This window comes from Gemmatimonadaceae bacterium, from assembly GCA_035606695.1.
Taxonomy (GTDB): Bacteria; Gemmatimonadota; Gemmatimonadetes; order Gemmatimonadales; family Gemmatimonadaceae; genus JAQBQB01.
In genome coordinates, this window is sequence record DATNEW010000043.1 from 58,362 (window position 1) to 77,165 (window position 18,804).

Below are 18,804 nucleotides of genomic sequence, written 5' to 3' on the forward strand. Positions count from 1 at the left end.
TTCGTGCGAGGCTGACCGATCCCGCGCGCGCCAACGCCGGTTCCACCAATACCGTATACCTAGATTGAAGCAATCCCCACCAATCCGTACCTCGCAGCCCCCAAAAAAGTGGAGTCTCGCATGACCCGCTTCTCCCCCACGCTTCGGCGCGCGTTTTTCGGCGGAGCCGGCGCGCTCGCCATCGCCCTTCCCGTCACCCTCGCGGCGCAGAACGTCGTTCAGCAGGGTTGGAATCCAAAGGAAATCCTCGCCAACGACAAGTATGTGAAGCCGCCCGAAGTCGTCACGCGCATCGTGACGGCGTCGCGGAACGCGGTGTCGTTCACGAATCCCAGCCCGGATCATCGCTATTTCCTGAAGGCCGAAAGCGAGGGTCTGTCGACGATCGAGCTGTTCGGCAAGCCGCACTACCGGCTGTCGACGGGGTTCGAGGTGGACTTCAAGGCCAATCGCGCGCGGGCGTTGACGACCCGCGGCAGCGTCGGCCTCACGCTGCTCGATCCGAACACCGGTGCCTCGCGCGCGATCGAAACGCCCAAGGGCGCGATCGTGAACGGCGCGATCTGGTCGCCCGACGGCAAGTCGATCGCGTACATCGCGTCATTCGACGCTTCGACGCAGATCTACGTCGCGGACGTCGCGACGGGCAAGTCGGTGCAGGTCTCGACCAAGCCGCTGCTCGCGACGCGCGTGACGACGATCGACTGGACTGACAACGGCAAAGGCATCGCGACGGTGTTGATTCCAGAGAATCGCGGCCCCGAGCCGAAGGAGCCGCCGGTCGCGACCGGTCCGCTCATTCGCTTCAGTTCCGCGGACACGGCGAAGGTGAATCGCAATTATCAGAGTTTGCTGCAGGATCAGACGGACTTCGACCTCGTCGACTACTACACCAACGGCCAGCTCGCCGTGATCGACGTGAAGACGAAGGCGATCAAGAAGATCGGCGCGCCCGCGTTGATCACGGACGTGAATGCGTCGCCGGACGGCCAGTACTTCCGCGTCACGCTGCAGTCCAAGCCGTACTCATTCCTGGTGCCGGTCTCGAACTTCGGCACGGTCGAACAGCTGTGGGACGCGAACGGCAAGGTGATCGCGACGCTCGCCAAGCGCGCGCTCAATGACGGTCAGCGCAACATCACCGACTCGGCGCGCGCCGCGGGTGGCGGGCGTGGCGGCGTTGCCGCCGACACGGGCAAGCGTGACATCCAGTGGAATCCGATGGGCGCGGGCCTCGTGTATCTCGAGGGCGAGCGTGCGGCGGGCAACGGCGGCGGTGCCAACGGCGCACGTGGTGGCCGAGGGGGACGTGGGCAGGGCGGTCAGGGTGGCGCGGCGTTGGGCAAGGATCGCGTCTACCTCTGGACGCCGCCCTTCGGCGCGAGCGACGCGAAGCAGGTGTTCGAGGCGAACGGCCGCATCACGTCGGCGCTGTTCAGCCCCGACGGCAAGATGTTGTTCGTCAACGAAGGGAACAATCTGTACGCCGTGAAGCTCGATGATCCGTCGAAGCACTACGAGATCGCGCGCGGCGCGACGATCGCGGCTGGCGGTCGTGGTCGCGGTGGATTCGCCGGCGGCGGCGGTCGCGGCGGCAATCAGAGCGATTCAGCATTCTTTAACAACCCGGGTGCGTTGCAGACCACGCGCAGCGCGAACGGTCAGACGGTCGTGCGCGTCTCGAGCGACGACAAGAGCGTCTTCCTCGAGGGCACGCAGTATTTCCGCGACTGGACCCGCCAGGCGCCGCACAACTTCGTCGATCGCGTCGATATCGAGACGGGCGCCAAGACGCGCATCTTCGAGGGCAAGGGCGACGTGCAGGAAGACGTCGTGTCGCCGGTGGACAACGATTACAACAAGGTCATCGTCAGCAAGCAGTCGCCGACGATGGTTCCGGACTCGTACCTGCGCGACCTCAAGACGGGGACCGAGACGAAGCTGACGAAGAACGTCGACTTCGCGCCGGAAGTGTCGCAGGCGATTCGCAAGCGCATCCTCGTCACGCGTCCGCGCGACGGGTACAAGTTCTTCATCGACGTGACGCTGCCGAAGGATTATCGCGAAGGCACGCGCCTCCCGGGCATCATCTGGTTCTACCCGACGGAGTTCACGACGCAGCAGGAGTACGACCAGCGCCAGCGCACGAAGAACATCAACGCGTTCCCGAACGTGGCGGCGCGCAGTCCGGAGATCTGGGTCACGCAGGGCTACGTCGTGATTCAGCCGGTGGACATTCCGATCGTGGGCCCGCAGGGCCGCATGAACGACCACTACGTCGACGAGCTGCGCGAGGATCTCGATCTGACGATCGAGGCCGTCGACAAGGCCGGCTATCTCGATAAGGATCGCCTGGGAATCGGCGGTCACAGCTATGGCGCGTTCAGCACGATGAATGCGATGACGCATACCCCGTACTTCAAGGCGGGCATCGCGGGCGACGGCATGTACAACCGCACGTTGACGCCCAACGGGTTCCAGAACGAGCGGCGCACGATCTGGGAGGGACGCGACACGTACATCGACATGTCGCCGTTCCTGGCGGCCGATCGCTTGAGCGGCGCGGTGCTGATGTACCACTCGCTCGAGGATCAGAACAACGGCACCGACCTGACCAGCTCCGTGCGCATGATGCAGGCGCTGCAGGGCCTCGGAAAGAATGCCGCGTTGTACATGTATCCGTACGAGGATCACGGCCCGGCGACGCGCGAGACGGATCTCGATCAGTGGGCGCGGTGGATCGCGTGGTTCGACGTGTACGTGAAGAACCCGGCGAAGAAGCCGCAGCAGGCCACCGATCTCGTGCCGTGAGCTTTTAGAACGACACGAACTGTATGAGTTTGCAAACAACGCGGCCCGTGAGGTAGATCTCACGGGCCGCGTTGTTTGCGTTCAGCATTACTCGTACAGCCTGGGCGGCGTCAGATCGACATCGGAGATCGCGGCGATCTGCTCGGCGTCGCGCCGCGCGTCCTCGAGCGCCGCGAGCTCGCCCTCCATGACGCGGCGCTCGCCCTCTTCATGGACGGCCATCTCGAGCGCCAGGCGCTCGGTGCTCGACAGCTTGAGCGCGCCGATGCGCCGGTACGAATTGAGCAGCGAGACGAAGCGCCCGCTCCGCCACGAGTTCTTGCGGCCTGCCGTCGCGAGGAATCCGGCAGCGTCTCCGGCATCCTCGATCTGTTGGACGGCATCCTGCACGCGGGCGTCCGATGCACCGAATCGATTCGCGCCGGAAACGACGCGCGCGGTGGCGTGAATCGCCGCGCCGCCGCGGAACTCCACCCAGCCGCTGTCATGCGGTACCGTGACCACCGCATCATCCTCGTGGCGGCGGAGTCCGAGCTCGATGTCGTTGGCGTGTTTGGCGCGCACCTTGAGCACGCGACCTTCAAGCGACAGACGCGCGATAACGCGATCATGTTCGATGTAATCCCGCGCCGCCAGCATGCCGAGCATCGGCACGACACCCATGATCGTGGTGACGCCGGGAATGACGACGATCGAGATCGTGCCCAACGCCAGCGCGGGCGCAATCGCGGGCCCCATCGCGATACCGGAGATCGCCGCGGCGGCGAGACCGGCGCCGGCGACGTACCGGGCTTTGCGGCGCCGCGTCGCGAGCTGACGACCGTAACGCCACGCGGCGAACTCCGGACGCAGCGGTGCACCGATTCGAATGAGACCGATGCCTTCACCGATCCTCGCTAGCCCGACGTTGTCGGTGGAGACGCGAACGAATGTCGCGCGATACGCGCGCTCGCATTCCTCGATCGCCTCCCATCGCTCTTCGAGCGGCGACAGGTTCCACTGATCGCACCTCGTGCATACAACCCACAGCCGTCCCTTGGCGGCGTCGAACGCGAGCCGCCGGCCGACCGGGAAATGCTCGATGCTCTCGTTGGAGCCGAGCGATTGATTGCAGACGAGACAGGTGGAGTACATGGGCGCCGGTGACCGTGCTCAAACACTGCGCGCAAGTCGAAGGCCGGTCCAGCACCCGAGGATTAGGATTCCGTTAGCATCGGCCCAAAAGGGCGCCAAAGCGTAATACGTTTCCACCATGCTCCTGACCTTTTCTCTGTTCGCCTTGCTTCAGTTACCGCAGCAGGGCGTTCCGCAAACGAATTTCCAGGGCGCCACGACGCCGCCGTCCGGCGACACCGTCGGCTACTGGCAGCAGCGGGTGCACTACCAGATCGTCGCGACGCTGGACGAAGCGGCGACGAACCTGCACTCGACCGCGACGCTTACCTATGTGAACAACTCGCCGGACACGCTGCGCGAGATGTTCTTTCATCAATATCTCAACGCGTTTCGTCCGGGATCGAAGTGGAGCGCGGTGGACATTCGCGAGAATCGCGAGCGCTTCCAGCATCTCGGCGACCGTGACATCGGGTACGAACGGTTCACGCAGGCGCCGGTCGTCGGCGGAACGCCGGTCATCGTCGACTATCCCGGCGCGCCGGACAGTACGGTCGTGCATTTCAGACTGCCGCGGCCGCTGGCGCCGCACGACTCGCTCGTCATTCAGCTCGCGTGGGATGCGCGGCCATCTACGGTGACTCGTCGTCAGGGACGAAAGGGCCGCACGTACGATTTCGCGCAGTGGTATCCCAAGGTCGCCGTGTACGATCGAGGTGGGTGGGAACCGAATCCGCTCGTACCGGCGGGCGAGCTGTACGGCGAATATGGGACATACGAAGTGGCGATGATCGTGCGCGATGATCAAGTGATCGCGTCGACGGGCGTTCCCGTTGCCGGCGATCCAGGCTGGGCGCGTGTGTCCCGCAACGGTGCGCCGTATCTGGCCGCGAACGCCTACGGGAACGTCGGTTCGTTCGCCAGGGTGCAACCCCCGGATGGATATCGTGTCGTCACGTTTCGCGCGGAAAACGTGCACCATTTCGCGTGGAGTGCGTCGCCGGACTATCGCTACGAGGGCGGCGTCTATGTGCGGCGCGTGCCGGCAACGCACTTCCCGACGTGGGACACCGTGGCCGTCCACGTGCTGTACAAGGCCGACGACGACACGACGTGGGGCGGTGGGCGTGCGCTCGAGCGTACGCTCTTCGCGGCGCGATGGCTCGAGTCCGTGTGGGGCCCGTACGCCTATCCGCAAATCACGAATGTGCATCGGCTCGATCCCGGCGGGACCGAGTTTCCGATGATGGTCATGAACGGCTCGGCGAGTCAGGGGCTGATTCTGCACGAGTTCGGGCACGTGTTCACCTACGGCATTCTCGGCAACAACGAATGGCGCTCGGGGTGGATGGACGAAGGGCTCACCGATTATCAAACCGACTGGGCGCAGAAGCTCACGCCACAGGATCGCGATCGGGTGATCGAGCCGCCGCGGCTTGCCGAAGGGTACCGCGTCAACGCCGTCACGATTCCGAAAACCGACAGTTTGGGGTTGTCGGAGAATCGTCTCGAGCTGCTCGGGCGGACGCAGCCGATCGGCACACCGGCCTACGATTTCACCGAATTCGGAATCTATAATGAGATGATTTATAATCGCGCGAAGGTGATGTACGGCCAGCTGCGCGAATTGATGGGCGATAGCGTCTTCCTGCGCTTCACGCACGACTACTATGACCGGTGGGCGCTCAAGCACGTCGACGAGCGCGCCATGCGAGCATCGGCCGAGCGGGCGTATGGCCGTCCGCTTGGTTGGTTCTTCGATGAATGGGTGCACCGCACGGGACTCATGGACTACGAGCTCGGTCCGTACTCGGTACGCACCGACGGCAGCAACTACGAGACGCTCGTCACGGTGCAGCGGCGCGGAGCGTTGCGGCATCCGATGCCGATTGGCGTGCGCACCGACGCTGGGTGGACCATCGGCCGCGCGGATCCATCGCTCGACGGCCAGGTCGTGCGCATCGTCACCAAACAGCAACCGCGCGAAGTGCAGCTCGATCCATATCACGCGACGTTCGATTGGGATCGCCGCAACGACGTCGGTCAGACGACGCTGCTCGCTGCGATCCCCGAGCCCAAGGTCACCTTCAATTGGCCGTGGTTCAATCAGTCGGACCGCACGCACACGATCGTCGCGCTCGCGCCCACGGCGTGGTACAGCAATCCGCAGGGTGTCGCCGCTGGTATCCGCGCGAAGAGCAGCTATCTGTCGATGGTCGACGAGTACGACGCTGGCCTCGCCGTCGCCTCGCGCGCCCCGGCAGGGTCGAGCGGATTTGCACCGACCATGCGCCGTATTCAGGCATGGGCGCGCGGCGAAAATCTCTATCTGCCCGGTTTTTCACGTCCGCTCATGGGCGTGGGCGGCGGCGTGAACTACCTCGATGGATTGTTCAAGGCAGATCTCTATCGGCATTGGGATCTGAGTCCGTTCATCTTCACGCCGGGACCGGCGATCGGAGCACGTGTGTACGCCACCGTTGCCGCGCCGACCGATTCGCTTCTGCTGCCCGAGCAGTGGGCGAACGTGAGCGTCGCGGAATTGGGTGGATCGGGGTCGTATCGAACCGCAGTCCTCGCTGACAGCGGCTACGCCATGGCGAACGTTTCGCTCGGCGGCGGTGCGACGACGAGCGGGCCCGTGGGAAGCGGCGAAGCGTCGCGCGGATATTTGCGCGCCGAGGCGTCGGTGGGTGCGGTGCAACCGCTCGCCGGTATGGCGACGCAGCTGCACGCACGCTTGTACGGTGGCATCGCGCGCAATGCGCCGCGGCAGCGCGCCATCTTCGCGTCGACGCGCGATCCGTTCGAGACGTTCACGAACGATTTGTTCCGTCCGCGCGGTGCACTGTTCAAGCAAGACGGCATCAACTATCTGCCACTCGGCGGCGCGGGACTGCGCGGGTTCGGCATCGACACTCCGCTGGATCGAGTCGCCGCGGTGAATGGCGAGCTGCTGCAACGCCTCGGTACGAGCAAAGGCGGCTGGGGGCGCGCGACGCTGTCGTTCAGCGTGTTCGGTGACGCGGGCGTGGGGTCATCGAAGTACGTCGCGCTCAGCGATCGTTTCCTGTCCGACGCGGGCGTCGGTCTCGTCGCGCAAGGGAAGCTCTACGATCGCGATGTGCACGTTCGGCTGGACGCGCCGATCTTCGTGAATCGCGTCGATCTCGCGGGCGGCCGCGGATTGGGCGGTAACGGTTCGCTCGCGCCGCGGTGGACGATTACCGTCGGCGATTTGTGGTGACGCTACTTTCTTGACTGTTCTCGATCGGACCACAGAATCGACAACACCATCCAGAGTCCGATCGCGCCGGCGAGAATGAAACCGGCCGTGCCGAGTGCGCGGCGAACCTGGATGAGCATGGCGCTGGCAACGAGCAGGCCCGCGAGCACGAGTCCGGAGAAGACGCGGTTCGCGACCTTCTGGAGCGCCTGCATCATCAGCGTGATTTGCGGAACGTCGATGCGCGTCTGGAATTCGTTCGCCGCCATTCGCTGCGTGATCAGGTCGAGGCGGTGGGGCAGCGCCATCACGAGATCGCTGCCTTCGGTCGCGAGCTGATAGAGTCGCCGAGGATTGAGCTCGCGGCGCGCGCGATCGGCGGCGATCTTGTTGCCGTATTCGCGAATCGTCGGGATGGGACTGTATGTTGGATCGAGCGCCTTCGTGACCGCGTCGAGATTGAACAGGGTCTTGGCGAGCAACGTGAGCTCGGCGGGGAGTCGCAATCCGCGCTGATACGAGATGTTGATCAACTCATATAACACCTTGCCCGTATCGAGCTCGCCGATGGACAGGTTGTAATTCCGCGCCATCAGGCTCGCGACTTCGCGCACGTAGCCTTCGCGGTCGAATCCCGGCAACTCGTCGCCGACTTCGATCATCGATTCGGCCGCGTCGTCGCCGCGATTGTCGGCGAGGTCGAGCAAGAGCCGCACGATGTGCTCGCGCAGCGTCGCGGACAGGCGCGCCGTCATGCCGAAGTCGATCAACGCGACCTTGACGTCGATCTCGATTGGCTGCGGCGCGGCGGCGCGCTGCGCTTCGTTTTCGACGCGTGCCAGCGGCGTCATCGCTTCGCGCTGTACGGCGCGCCGGTCGGACGCTTTCACCTCGGACGGCGTCGGCGGATTCGCCTCGCTCGGCAGCACCACGAAGACGTTGCCGGGATGCGGATCGGCGTGAAAATGGCCGTCGATGGTGATCTGCTTGAGGTACGCGCGCGTGAATTCGTCGGCGACGGGCCTGAAGTCGTAATCGAGTCGCGTGAGCGGCGACACGCTGTCGATCTTCGTGCCGTGAATGCGCTCGGTGGTGAGCACCTTCTCCGTCGTGTATGCCTCGATCACGCGCGGCACGAGGATGCGTGGAAACTCGGCGAGCGTACGGCGGAACGACATCGCGTTGCGCGCTTCGATGCGATAATCAAGCTCGTCGCTGAGCGCTTGCTCGAGCTGTTGGACGACCCCGACCATGTCGATGCGCGCGCCCGCCGTGGTGTGATCGGTGAGAAACTCGGCGAGCTCGCGAAAGAACTCGATGTCGTCGGCGAGCAGATTGCGAATGTTCGGACGCTGCACCTTCACGACGACGGGGCGTCCATCGCGCAGCTCGGCGGCGTGGACCTGGCCGAGGCTCGCGGTGCCGAGCGGCTCGAGGTCGAACGTTGCGAAGAGCTTGCTCAGGCGCGCGCCAAGCTCCTGTTCGATGCCGTTCACGACGTCTTCGACGGGGATTGGATCGACGTCGTCCTGCAGCTTCTCGAGCTCCTCGATGTACGTCGGCGGCAAGAGATCCGGCCGGGTGGACAGGACTTGTCCGAGCTTGATGTACGCCGGTCCGAGCTCGACGAGGCGTTTGCGAAACGCGCGCGCTGTGTCGGGCGATCCGCCAAAATCCTCGCCCGGTTCCGGCTCGTGTCCGATGCCCTGCAATCCCTGCTGTTTCGCGAAGTCAGCGAGGCCGTAGCGGGTGAACAACCCGACGGTGGACGCGAGTCGCGGGAGATAGCGAGGGGCGAGGATCATTGACCGGGCAGGAAGAGCACGGAGTATGCCGGGCTGGGCGTTTGGGCGTCGACGCCCATGCGCCCCGACGCCCTATATTGGCTCAATGCCTAACTCGACATTTCCATGAGCGGCCGCCAGCCGATCAAGCATGTGCCGAAGCCCTGGGGGCACGAGACGATCTGGGCGCACACCGACGCGTACGTCGGGAAGGTGCTGCACATCAAAGCCGGCGAGGCCCTGTCCGTGCAGTATCACAACGTCAAGGACGAAACCGTCTTTCTGATGTCGGGCCAACTGATCTACCGCGTCTGGGAGAACAATCAGCCGGTGGATGTCCAGTTGAAGCTGGGCGAGGCGTTCCGAATCACGCCGGGCACCGTGCATCAGATGGAAGCCATCACCGATTGCGACATACTCGAGGTTTCGACGCCGCATCTCGACGACGTGGTGCGGCTCGAGGACCGATACGGACGCGAGGGAACGAACGCCCCATGAAGGTCATCATCCCGTTGGCGGGCAAGGGCACCCGGCTCAGGCCGCACACGCACATCACGCCCAAGCCGATGCTCAAGATCGCCGGCAAACCGGTGATCGACTACGTGATGGAGGACCTGGAGCGGCTGGGTACCGTCGAGCAGGTCATCTACATCACCGGCCATCTGAAAGAGAAGGTCGAGGACTACGCGCGGAAGACGTATCCGTTTCCGTCGGTGTTCATCGAGCAGAAGGTGCAGGACGGCACGGCCGGCGCGGTGGGACTCGCGCGCGAGCACATCGACCAGCCGGTCTTCATCATCTTCGTCGACACGATCTTCGACGCCGATCTCTCGGTGGTGAAGACGACCGACGCCGACGGCATCATCTGGGTGAAGGAGGTCGAGGATTATCAACGCTTCGGCGTGGTCGTGACCGACCAGGCCGGGAACATGACGAAGATCGTCGAGAAGCCGTCGACGCCGATCTCGAAGCGGGCGAATATTGGACTTTACTATATAAAGAACTGGAAACTCCTGCTCGAGGGCATCGACTGGACGCTCGAGCAGCCCAAGAACAAGGGCGAGTACTACCTCACCGATGCGTTCCAGTACATGATCGACCACGGCGCCAAGATTCGCGTGATCGACGTGCAGGGCTGGTACGATGCCGGTGAACAGGGCACGCTGCTCCAGACGAATCGCATCATCCTGGAAAAGGGCAGGGCGCGGAAGCCCGCCTCGGTGCCGGCGGGCGTTACGATCCTCGACCCCGTCTATATCGAAGATGGCGTCACGCTCGCGTCATCCACCATCGGTCCCAACGTCTCGATCGCGACGGGCACGACCGTCGAGGGTTCGACACTGCGGGATACCGTGATCGGCGCCGGCACGAAGATCTCGAACGCCGCGCTCAGTGGCTCGATGATCGGCGACGCCGCCGTCGTAGCGGGAGTGCGTGGCCAAGTGAACGTTGCCGACCACTCCGTCGTGCGGCACGAGGGCTGAACGGCCATCGCGACACGATCGACGGCCGCCAGCCTCCGCACGGCATGATCACCGTCCAATCGCTCACGAAGCTGTACGGCGACTTCACCGCCGTGCGCTCGCTGTCGTTCGAGGTGGCGGCGGGTGAAGTGCTTGGCCTCGTCGGCGCGAACGGCGCCGGCAAGACGACCACGCTCAGGTGTCTCGCCGGCATCATTCAGCCCACCGCGGGCAGCATCACAATCGACGGCCACGACATGCGTTCGGACGCGATCGGCGCCAAGCGCGCCCTGGCGTTCATTCCCGACGAGCCGCATCTCTTTGAATACCTCTCCGTCGAGGAGCATCTGCGCTTCATCGCTCGCCTGTACGGTGTGAGCGACGTCGACGCACGCATGCCGGGATTGTTGCAGGAATTGGAACTGGCCGAGAAGCGCAGATCGCTCCCCGGCGAGCTCTCGCGCGGCATGCGGCAGAAGCTCGCGATCGCCTGCGGGCTGTTGCACGATCCATCCGCGCTCATTCTCGACGAGCCGCTGACCGGGCTCGATCCCGGCGGCATGCGACGCATGCGCGAGACGATCCAGACGCGCGCGTCGAATGGCGCCGCCGTGATTCTGAGCTCGCATCTGCTCAACCTCGTCGAGGAGCTGTGCGATCGCCTGCTGGTCGTGCGCCGCGGCGAGTGCGTCGCGTTCGGCTCGATCGACGAGATCATCGCGGCGCATCCGCACCTCGCGGGCAAATCGCTCGAGGACGTGTTCCTCGCGCTCACGAGCGATCAGGCGGCGCCAGGGGCGCCGGCCGCGCCGTGAACGCGTTTCTCTATCTCACGTGGACGAGCGCGCGCAATCGCATCTGGTTCCAGCTCCGCCGAGTTCGCAGCCCGCGCTACGCCGCGGCGCTGATCGTCGGCGCGATCTACATCTGGTCATTCCTGTTAAGGCCGACGCCGCGCGGGCCGGGCTCATCGATCTTCCTTGGCCAGGCGACCGAGATGCTCGTCACGCTGCTCGCCGTCATCACACTGATGGGCACGTGGGTCTTCGGTTCGGATACGACGGCGCTCGCGTTCACGCAGGCCGAGCTGTCGCTGCTGTTTCCCGGGCCCTTGTCGCGCCGGCAGCTGATCGGATACAAGCTCTATCGCGCACAAATCGCGGTGTTGTTCAACGCGGTGATCTGGGTGTTCGTGCTTCGCCGCGGCGGTACGGCGCTGCCGTCGCCGCTGCGAGCGATCGGCATCTGGGCATTGTTCTCAACGCTCAACCTCCATCGCCTGGGCGCGGCGATTCTTCGTTCGTCGTGGCGTGAGCACGGTGGCGCGGCAATGCGCCGCACGCGCTGGTCGGTTCTGGTATTCATCGCCATCGGCGCGTCGATCGCCGGCGGCGTCTTCATGCATCGCGCCGAACTGTTCGCCGCGCCGAGCATCGGCGTCTTCTTTGACGCACTCGGCCGAACACTCGCGACGCCGCCGGCGATCATCGGACTGTATCCGTTCCACCTCGTCGTCGCGCCGACGTTCGCCCATACGCTCGCTGAATGGTCGCGCGAGATCCCGCTGGCGCTGCTCGTGCTCGCCGCGCACGCGTGGTGGGTGCTGCGCACCGACGCCGCCTTCGAGGATGCGGCGATCGAAGCGTCTGCCGAGCGGGCGAAGCGGCTCGACGCCATGCGCGCGCGCCGCTCGGTTGCCGCGGTCGGCGCACCGCGGCCCGCGACGTCCAGTCTTCGCCTTGCCGAGCACGGACACCCCGCGATCGCGATCATCTGGAAGAATACGCTCTGCCTGCGGCGCACGGCGCAGTTGCGCTTGTTCATCGGCCCGCTCGTCATGGCGATCGCCGTCGGCGCGGCGACGTCCGGCGCGGGCGCCGACTTTCCGGCGTTTTTGTCGACCACCGCGCTGGTGCTCGCGGCGATGATGTTGATCTTCGGCGGACGGTTGATCCGCAACGATCTCCGTCACGACATGTTGAATCTGCCGCTGCTCAAATCGTTGCCGATCGCGCCTGGTGACATCGTGCTCGCCGAAGTTGCGTCGGCCGCGCTGCCGATGTCGGCGGTGCAAATGGTGCTGATCCTGATCGCCTACGCCGCGATGCTTGCGTCAGCGGTGCAACCATTCTCCCCCAGCATTCATGTCGCGCTGTTGTGCGTCGCACCGTTCGCGGTGATCGCGCTCAATCTCGCGCTGCTCACCATTCAGAATGCGACAGCGGTGCTCTTTCCGGCATGGATCAGACTCGGCCCTGCCGTGAACACCGGCGTCGAAGCACTTGGGCAGAACGTACTCGCGACGCTGGCCAATCTGATTTCACTTGGGGTCGCGCTGGTGGTTCCGCTGTTGATCAGCTGGGGCACGGTCGTGTGGATGCATCAGCAGCGGCCGGTCGCGATTGCGCTCGTCATCGTGCTGTCGGCGGTGGTGTTGGTCGCCGAGACGTATGGTGCGATGCGATTGCTCGGGACGGCGTTGGCGAGAGCGGAGCCGGCGCAGAGCGGGTGACTGTCATCCCGAGCGTAGCGAGGGATCTCTTCCGGCTGGATGCCCCCGATGCGTGCACGCGAATGAGATCCCTCGTCGCTGCGCTCCTCGGGATGACAGCCTAACGACTCGCCGCCATCACGATCGTCAGCGCTCTCGCCACGCCCAGGGTGCCGTGCAAGTTGTCGTACCACTCCGAGTGGGTGTGCGCATCGCCGCCGCGGCCGCCGGCGCCAATTGCGATCGCGGGAATCCCCTGGCTGATCGGCACGTTCGCATCCGTCGACGCCAGGGCGAGCTCCGGCTCGCGACCCACGAGGCGCGTCGCCTCGATCGCCGATTGCACGAGATCGTGCTCGGCGGCAGTTTCACCGCAGGGACGCGCGCCGATCAACTCGACTGCAACGCGCAGTGGCCGCGTGCCGAGCGCGCGCTTGGCGTTCTCGTCTTCCATCGCGGCCTGTGCGATGCGCCGAATCGCGCGCTCGATCTCGTCGAGTTGCGCGCCGGACGTCGAACGCAGATCGATCTCGAGCCACGCCGAGTCGGGAATCGAATTCACCGACAACCCGCCGCCGATTCGTCCAACGGACAACGTCGTGCGCGGATTGGTCGACAACGGAAGCGACGCCAGTCGCGCGGCGGCGGCCGCCGCCGCGTGCACCGCGTTCGGCGAACCGAACGCCGCCCAGGAATGTCCGCCGGGTCCGGCGTACGCCACGCGAAAGCGCCGGGAGCCGAGCGCGCGATGGATGATGCGTTCATCGCCGGCGCCATCGAGTGCGACCATCGCGTGCGCGTCGCGGCCGCGATCCGCGAAATAGTGCTTGGCGCCTCGCAGATCGCCGATGCCTTCTTCGCCGGTCGTTGCGACGAACTCGATCGGACGGCGCGGCTTGATTCGCGCGCCATCGATCTCGCCCGCGAGTGCGAGCATGACCGCGAGGCCGCGGCCGTTGTCATTGATGCCGGGGCCGACGAGACGTTCGCCGTCGCGCCGGACGGATAAATCGGTGCCGCGTGGGAACACGGTATCGAGATGCGCGCAAATCGCGACCGGCGCGAGATCACGTTCTCCCGCACGCTGGCCGATGACGTTGCCGGCCTCATCGGTGTGAATGTCCGCGAGACCGCAGTCGCGATAGCGCCGCGCGACCCATGCGGCGCGCTCTGACTCCTCGCCAGTCGGTGCGCCGATCTGCGCGATGGTGATCTGCGAGCGAATGATCGCGTCGTCGTGTGCGGCGAGTCGCGCACGCGCCGCCGCCAGCGCACGATGTACATGTGTCGTGGCGGTCGAAGCCGTGTCCGGAGACCGCCCGGGCGCGCGCGCTGTCATGTCTATCAATAGCCACTGATTCACGAGTTACCGCAAGTGGTAGATTCGGTGGGACATGAGCCAGCCCTCGCAAGACACGACCAGCCCTCCCCAGTCGCGCAAACTCGGCCGGAACGTATACGCGCTGGCCGCCGTGAGTTTCTTCACGGACGTTTCCAGCGAAATGATCTACCCGTTGCTGCCGGTGTTTCTCACGACCGTGCTCGGCGCGAGCGCCGGATTCATCGGCGCGATCGAGGGCGCGGCGGAGTCGGTCGCGGCGCTGCTCAAGCTCGCGAGCGGCTGGTGGTCGGACCGCATTCAGAAGCGGAAGATCTTCGTCGTCGTCGGCTACACGCTCGCGTCGGTCGTGCGGCCGCTCGTGGCGATCGCCCAGTCGGCGACACAAGTGCTGTTGATCCGCGTCAGCGATCGCGTCGGCAAAGGACTGCGCAACTCACCGCGCGATGCCTTGATCGCCGACTCGATTCATCCCTCGATGCGCGGCCGGGCGTTCGGCGTGCGAAGCGCGGCCGACAACGCGGGTGCGCTGCTCGGACCGTTGATCGCCTTCGTCCTGCTTCGTTCGTTCGGCCTGACGCTGCGCGCGGTGTTCTGGTTGTCGGCCATCCCGGGCGCGATCGCGGTTCTCGTTGCGATGATCGGGGTGCGCGAGGTCGCGCGGCGCGAGGCGTCGTCGAGCAAGAAAGCGGAGCTTCGCACCGGCATGGGCGCGCGGTTCTGGGTCTTCCTCGCGATCATCTTCGTCTTCACGCTGGGCAACTCGACCGACGCGTTTCTTTTGCTTCGCGCGAAGGACCTTGGCGTTCCGGTCGCGCTCGCGCCGATTCTCTGGGCGCTGCTCAACGGCGTCAAGAGCATCTCGAACGTTCCCGGTGGTTCGCTCTCCGATCGCATCGGGCGCCGGCCGACGTTGATCGCGGGCTGGCTCGTCTACGCGCTCGTCTACTTTCTATTTGCGCGCGCGACGCATGCATGGGAAGCGTGGGCGCTGTTCGCGGCCTACGGGATTTTCTTCGGGCTCACGGAAGGGACGGAGCTCGCGCTCGTTGCCGACGTCGTTCCGGCCGATCGACGCGGCGCGGCCTACGGCTGGTACTACCTCGCGATTGGGATTGGGGCGCTGCCGGCATCGCTCATGTTCGGCGCGGTGTGGGATCGCTTCGGATCCGGCGCCGCCTTCGTGATGGGCGCGTCGCTGTCGCTCGTCGCGGCCCTGGCGCTGCTCGCGGCCGGTCGCGGACGCCACGCGTGAATGTTGTCACCCCGAGCGAAGGTGTTGTCATCCCGAGCGAAGGTGTTGTCACCCTGAGCGAAGGTGTTGTCACCCCGCGCGAAGGTGTTGTCATCCCTGAGCGAAGGTGTTGTCATCCCGAGCGAAGCGAGGGATCTCTTTTCCCGATAGAGAGGCCTCTGTCGGGACGAGAGATCCCTCGTCGTTTCACTCCTCGGGATGACGAGCGTCGTTTCACTCCTCGGGATGACGAGCGTCGTTTCACCCCTCGCGATGACGAGCTTCGATTTCTAACAGCAGCGGTTGCCGGGACGACTATACCGGTCCATCAATCGCTGCTGCATGAATTCGTCGCGAGGCATCGGCTTCTCATCCGGATGATGCGTGCGTACGTGCGCCACGTACCGATCGTAGTCCGGCACGCCAATCACGCGCCGCACGACACACGCCGCCTGTTCCAGGCGAGCGTGTGTGGCTCGAAGCAGCTCGCGCGTGCTCATGCCGCGGTCCCCTCAATCGCCCGCGACCATCGCGGCCGCTTCGAACGGAACCTCGGACGATACCATTGCCTTCCGTCCGGCGACACACGCATACCACTCGCGAATGCTGTCGGCGAGAATCACGACGACGGCGAGCATGAAGAAGGCGGCGACCGCCGCGTCGAGATAGTCGTTGAACACGACGCGGCGCGCATCGCTCACCGTTTTGATCGCGGCCGGCAGCAAGCCCGAGGCGATCTGGCCTTCGACGACGTGGGCATGCGAGAGGAAGCCGAGGCGCGGATCGGGCGAGAACAGCTTCTCCCATCCGGCCGCCATGTTCACGATCGTCAGCCATATCAGCGGCAGGATCGTGACGAACGCATAGCGCGGCTTGCCCATCTTGATGATGACGGTGGTGCCGACACACAGCGCGACCGCCGCCAACAGTTGATTAGAGATTCCAAATAGCGGCCACAACGAGTTGATGCCGCCGAGTGGATCGACGACGCCCTGATACAGGAAGTATCCCCACATGGCGACGATCAACCCGCTCGACATCACGACGGCGGGATACCACGACACGCGGCCAAACGGTTCCCAGACGTGCTTGCCCAGGTCCTGCAGCATGAACCGGCCGACGCGCGTGCCGGCGTCGAGTGTCGTCAGAATGAAGAGCGCCTCGAACATGATCGCGAAGTGATACCAGATCGCGAGCGCCGCTGAACTGCTGAACGCGCTCGCGAACAACTGCGCCATTCCCACCGCCAGACTCGGCGCCCCGCCCGTGCGCGAGAGCAGCGTCTTCTCACCGACCTGCGCGGCGAGCGATTGCATCTCCGCGGGATTCAGCGTGAACCCCCAGTGCCGGACGGCCTCGGCGGCCGAGGCAGCCGTCGTGCCGATCGCGCTGGCCGGAGCGTTGATCGCGAAGTAGACGCCCGGTGTGAGCGCGCAGGCGGCGATGAGTGCCATCACCGCGACGAAGGACTCCATGATCATGCTGCCGTAGCCGATCATGCGCGCGTCCGCCTCGTTCTCGAGCATCTTCGGCGTCGTGCCGGATGAGACGAGCGCGTGGAAGCCGGAGATCGCTCCGCACGCAATAGTGATGAACGCGAAGGGGAATACTTTCCCGGCGAACACCGGCCCCGTGCCGTCGGTGAACTGCGTCAGCGCGGGCATATGAAGCGGCGGCAGCGCGATGAGAATCCCGGCGGCGAGCGCCAGCACGACGCCGAGCTTCACGAACGCGGAGAGATAGTCGCGCGGCGCGAGCAGCAGCCACACCGGCATGACCGACGCCGCGAAGCTGTAGGCCATGATGACGAATGCGAGCGCGGTACCGCTCAACGCGAACGTCGACGCGAGTCCCGGCTGATCCGCGACCCAGCGTCCAGCGAACAGCGCGGCGATGATCAGCACGATGCCGATCGCGCTCGCCTCGAGCACGCGCGCGGGGCGAATCCAGCGCATGTATGCGCCCATGAACATCGCGATCGGAATCGTGAGCCCGATCGTCACGAGACCCCACGGACTCGACTTGAGCGCGTTGACCACGACGAGCGCCAGGACGGCGAGCAGCACGATCATGATGCCGAGCACGGCGACGAGTGCCGTAAATCCGGCGACGGGACCGATCTCCTCGCGCGCCATCTGGCCGAGCGATTTGCCGTTGCGCCGCACGGATGCGCAGAGAATCACGAAGTCCTGTACCGCGCCGCCGAGGGCAACGCCGACGACGATCCAGATCACACCGGGGAGATAACCGAACTGCGCGGCGAGCGTCGGTCCGACGAGCGGACCGGGACCAGCGATCGCGGCGAAGTGATGGCCGAACAGCACCCAGCGATTCGTCGGCACGAAGTCGCGGCCGTCGTTGAGCCGAGTCGCGGGCGTGGTTCGCTTGGGGTCCAGGGCGAACACTTTCGCCGCGATGAATTTGCTATAGAACCGGTATGCCACCGCGTAGGTGCAGACGGCGGCGGTGAGCAACCAGGCGGCGTTGATCGTCTCGCCGCGCGACGTCGCGATGCGCGCGAACGCGGCGGCGCCGAGCAGCGCGAGCAGCACGAAGATTCCAGCGCGGAACACCTTCGACATGGGTAGTGCGCTCCGTTGTTGAGGCGGGTGGGGAGAAAGTGCAGTGTGGAGCGCGAGGGCGAAAGGGCCGCGCCTAAGGCGCGCCGCCCTATTATTTTCCTCCGATGCCGCGCCTCGCGACGATCGTCGTTCTGTCCGTCTTCGCCGCCGCCTGCCAGGGCGGGGGCGGGCCCGGCGCCACAGGTGGCCCGCAACCGGCCGAGCATTCGCTGGCGGGCATTGCCGCGCAGCACGTGGCGGTGCTTCCCGCGTACACCGTGCGACTCATGCCGGACTGGAACATGTCCATCCCGCGGCCGCCGGAGCTCCTGATGCAGCTCGACGCGGACATTCTCGCGGCCATGGACGAGCGCGGCCTGCGCAAAGCATGGGTCTTTCCGGCGCAGCTCGAGCGGAGCTACGAGCACAACACGACCTACGCCACCGACCCGCACGCGTTTGCCGAAGAGCCTCTGCGCTCACCCGGGCTTGCCGTCGACATGCGGCTCCCGGAACCGCTCGCGTCGCAGGTGCGCACGCTCGTCGCGTTCGAGCAGGATGTTCGCCTCGTGCTGGCGCCGGTCGAGCTTCGCCTCGAGAAAGCGGGGAACGGCGGACGCGGCGTCCTGCGCCTGGTGCTCATCGACGCGCGCCTGTCGAACGTGCGCTGGTATGGCGACGTGGTGAGCGATACGGTCTCAACGTTTGGACCCGCCGTCACCGCGAGCATCGCGGCGCGCCTCGCCGGCGTCGTCGCTCCTCAATAAAACCAGAAATGCGAA

13 protein-coding genes are annotated in these 18,804 nt (G+C 65.3%); 8 read left to right on the forward strand and 5 right to left on the reverse strand.

The features are described from left to right. The first annotated feature begins 120 nt into the window (after positions 1–120). On the forward strand, positions 121–2,811 hold the full coding sequence (locus VN706_22985) for a prolyl oligopeptidase family serine peptidase (protein ID HXT18511.1): 2,691 nt from the start codon (positions 121–123) through the stop codon (positions 2,809–2,811). Between the two features lie 87 nt (positions 2,812–2,898). Here the strand turns inward: VN706_22985 and VN706_22990 are convergent, their stop codons facing one another. Beyond that, a complete protein-coding gene (locus tag VN706_22990) occupies positions 2,899–3,945 on the reverse strand; it encodes a hypothetical protein (GenBank protein ID HXT18512.1) in 1,047 nt (348 codons plus the stop codon). 118 nt (positions 3,946–4,063) lie between these two features. Here VN706_22990 and VN706_22995 point away from each other — a divergent pair, with 118 nt between their 5' ends. After that, positions 4,064–7,171 (forward strand): M1 family metallopeptidase, encoded by a 3,108-nt coding sequence (locus tag VN706_22995; GenBank protein ID HXT18513.1) that lies wholly within the window; start codon positions 4,064–4,066, stop codon positions 7,169–7,171. A 2-nt stretch (positions 7,172–7,173) separates the two neighbouring features. Here the strand turns inward: VN706_22995 and VN706_23000 are convergent, their stop codons facing one another. Then, entirely contained in the window at positions 7,174–8,955 is a 1,782-nt protein-coding gene (locus VN706_23000; protein HXT18514.1) for an AarF/UbiB family protein, read from the reverse strand. Positions 8,956–9,060: 105 nt separating this feature from the next. On the opposite strand from VN706_23000, the gene VN706_23005 reads away from it, so the two are divergent. From VN706_23005 to VN706_23020, 4 genes are read left to right on the forward strand one after another with little or no spacing between them, the layout of a single operon-like run. After that, entirely contained in the window at positions 9,061–9,432 is a 372-nt protein-coding gene (locus tag VN706_23005) for a cupin domain-containing protein (GenBank protein HXT18515.1), read from the forward strand. Continuing rightward, entirely contained in the window at positions 9,429–10,418 is a 990-nt protein-coding gene (locus VN706_23010) for a sugar phosphate nucleotidyltransferase (protein HXT18516.1), read from the forward strand. Before VN706_23005 ends, VN706_23010 begins: the two co-directional genes overlap by 4 nt. A gap of 44 nt (positions 10,419–10,462) precedes the next feature. After that, on the forward strand, positions 10,463–11,212 hold the full coding sequence (locus VN706_23015) for an ABC transporter ATP-binding protein (protein ID HXT18517.1): 750 nt from the start codon (positions 10,463–10,465) through the stop codon (positions 11,210–11,212). After that, a complete protein-coding gene (locus tag VN706_23020) occupies positions 11,209–12,909 on the forward strand; it encodes a putative ABC exporter domain-containing protein (protein HXT18518.1) in 1,701 nt (566 codons plus the stop codon). Before VN706_23015 ends, VN706_23020 begins: the two co-directional genes overlap by 4 nt. Before the next feature lie 100 nt (positions 12,910–13,009). Here the strand turns inward: VN706_23020 and VN706_23025 are convergent, their stop codons facing one another. Next, positions 13,010–14,227, reverse strand: coding sequence for a M20/M25/M40 family metallo-hydrolase (locus tag VN706_23025; GenBank protein HXT18519.1), 1,218 nt, complete (start codon positions 14,225–14,227; stop codon positions 13,010–13,012). Between the two features lie 55 nt (positions 14,228–14,282). Between VN706_23025 and VN706_23030 the strand changes: the two genes are divergently transcribed. Beyond that, complete coding sequence (locus VN706_23030; GenBank protein HXT18520.1) at positions 14,283–15,482, forward strand: MFS transporter; 1,200 nt, start codon at positions 14,283–14,285, stop codon at positions 15,480–15,482. Positions 15,483–15,751: 269 nt separating this feature from the next. Here VN706_23030 and VN706_23035 read toward each other — a convergent pair whose 3' ends face one another. Then, positions 15,752–15,961, reverse strand: a complete 210-nt coding sequence (locus tag VN706_23035) for a YbdD/YjiX family protein (protein ID HXT18521.1) — start codon at positions 15,959–15,961, stop codon at positions 15,752–15,754. Positions 15,962–15,973: 12 nt separating this feature from the next. Next, positions 15,974–18,043: a carbon starvation CstA family protein gene (locus tag VN706_23040; GenBank protein HXT18522.1), complete on the reverse strand. Its 2,070-nt coding sequence runs from the start codon at positions 18,041–18,043 to the stop codon at positions 15,974–15,976. Between the two features lie 104 nt (positions 18,044–18,147). Here VN706_23040 and VN706_23045 point away from each other — a divergent pair, with 104 nt between their 5' ends. Further along, on the forward strand, positions 18,148–18,789 hold the full coding sequence (locus VN706_23045) for a hypothetical protein (GenBank protein ID HXT18523.1): 642 nt from the start codon (positions 18,148–18,150) through the stop codon (positions 18,787–18,789). Positions 18,790–18,804: the final 15 nt, after the last annotated feature.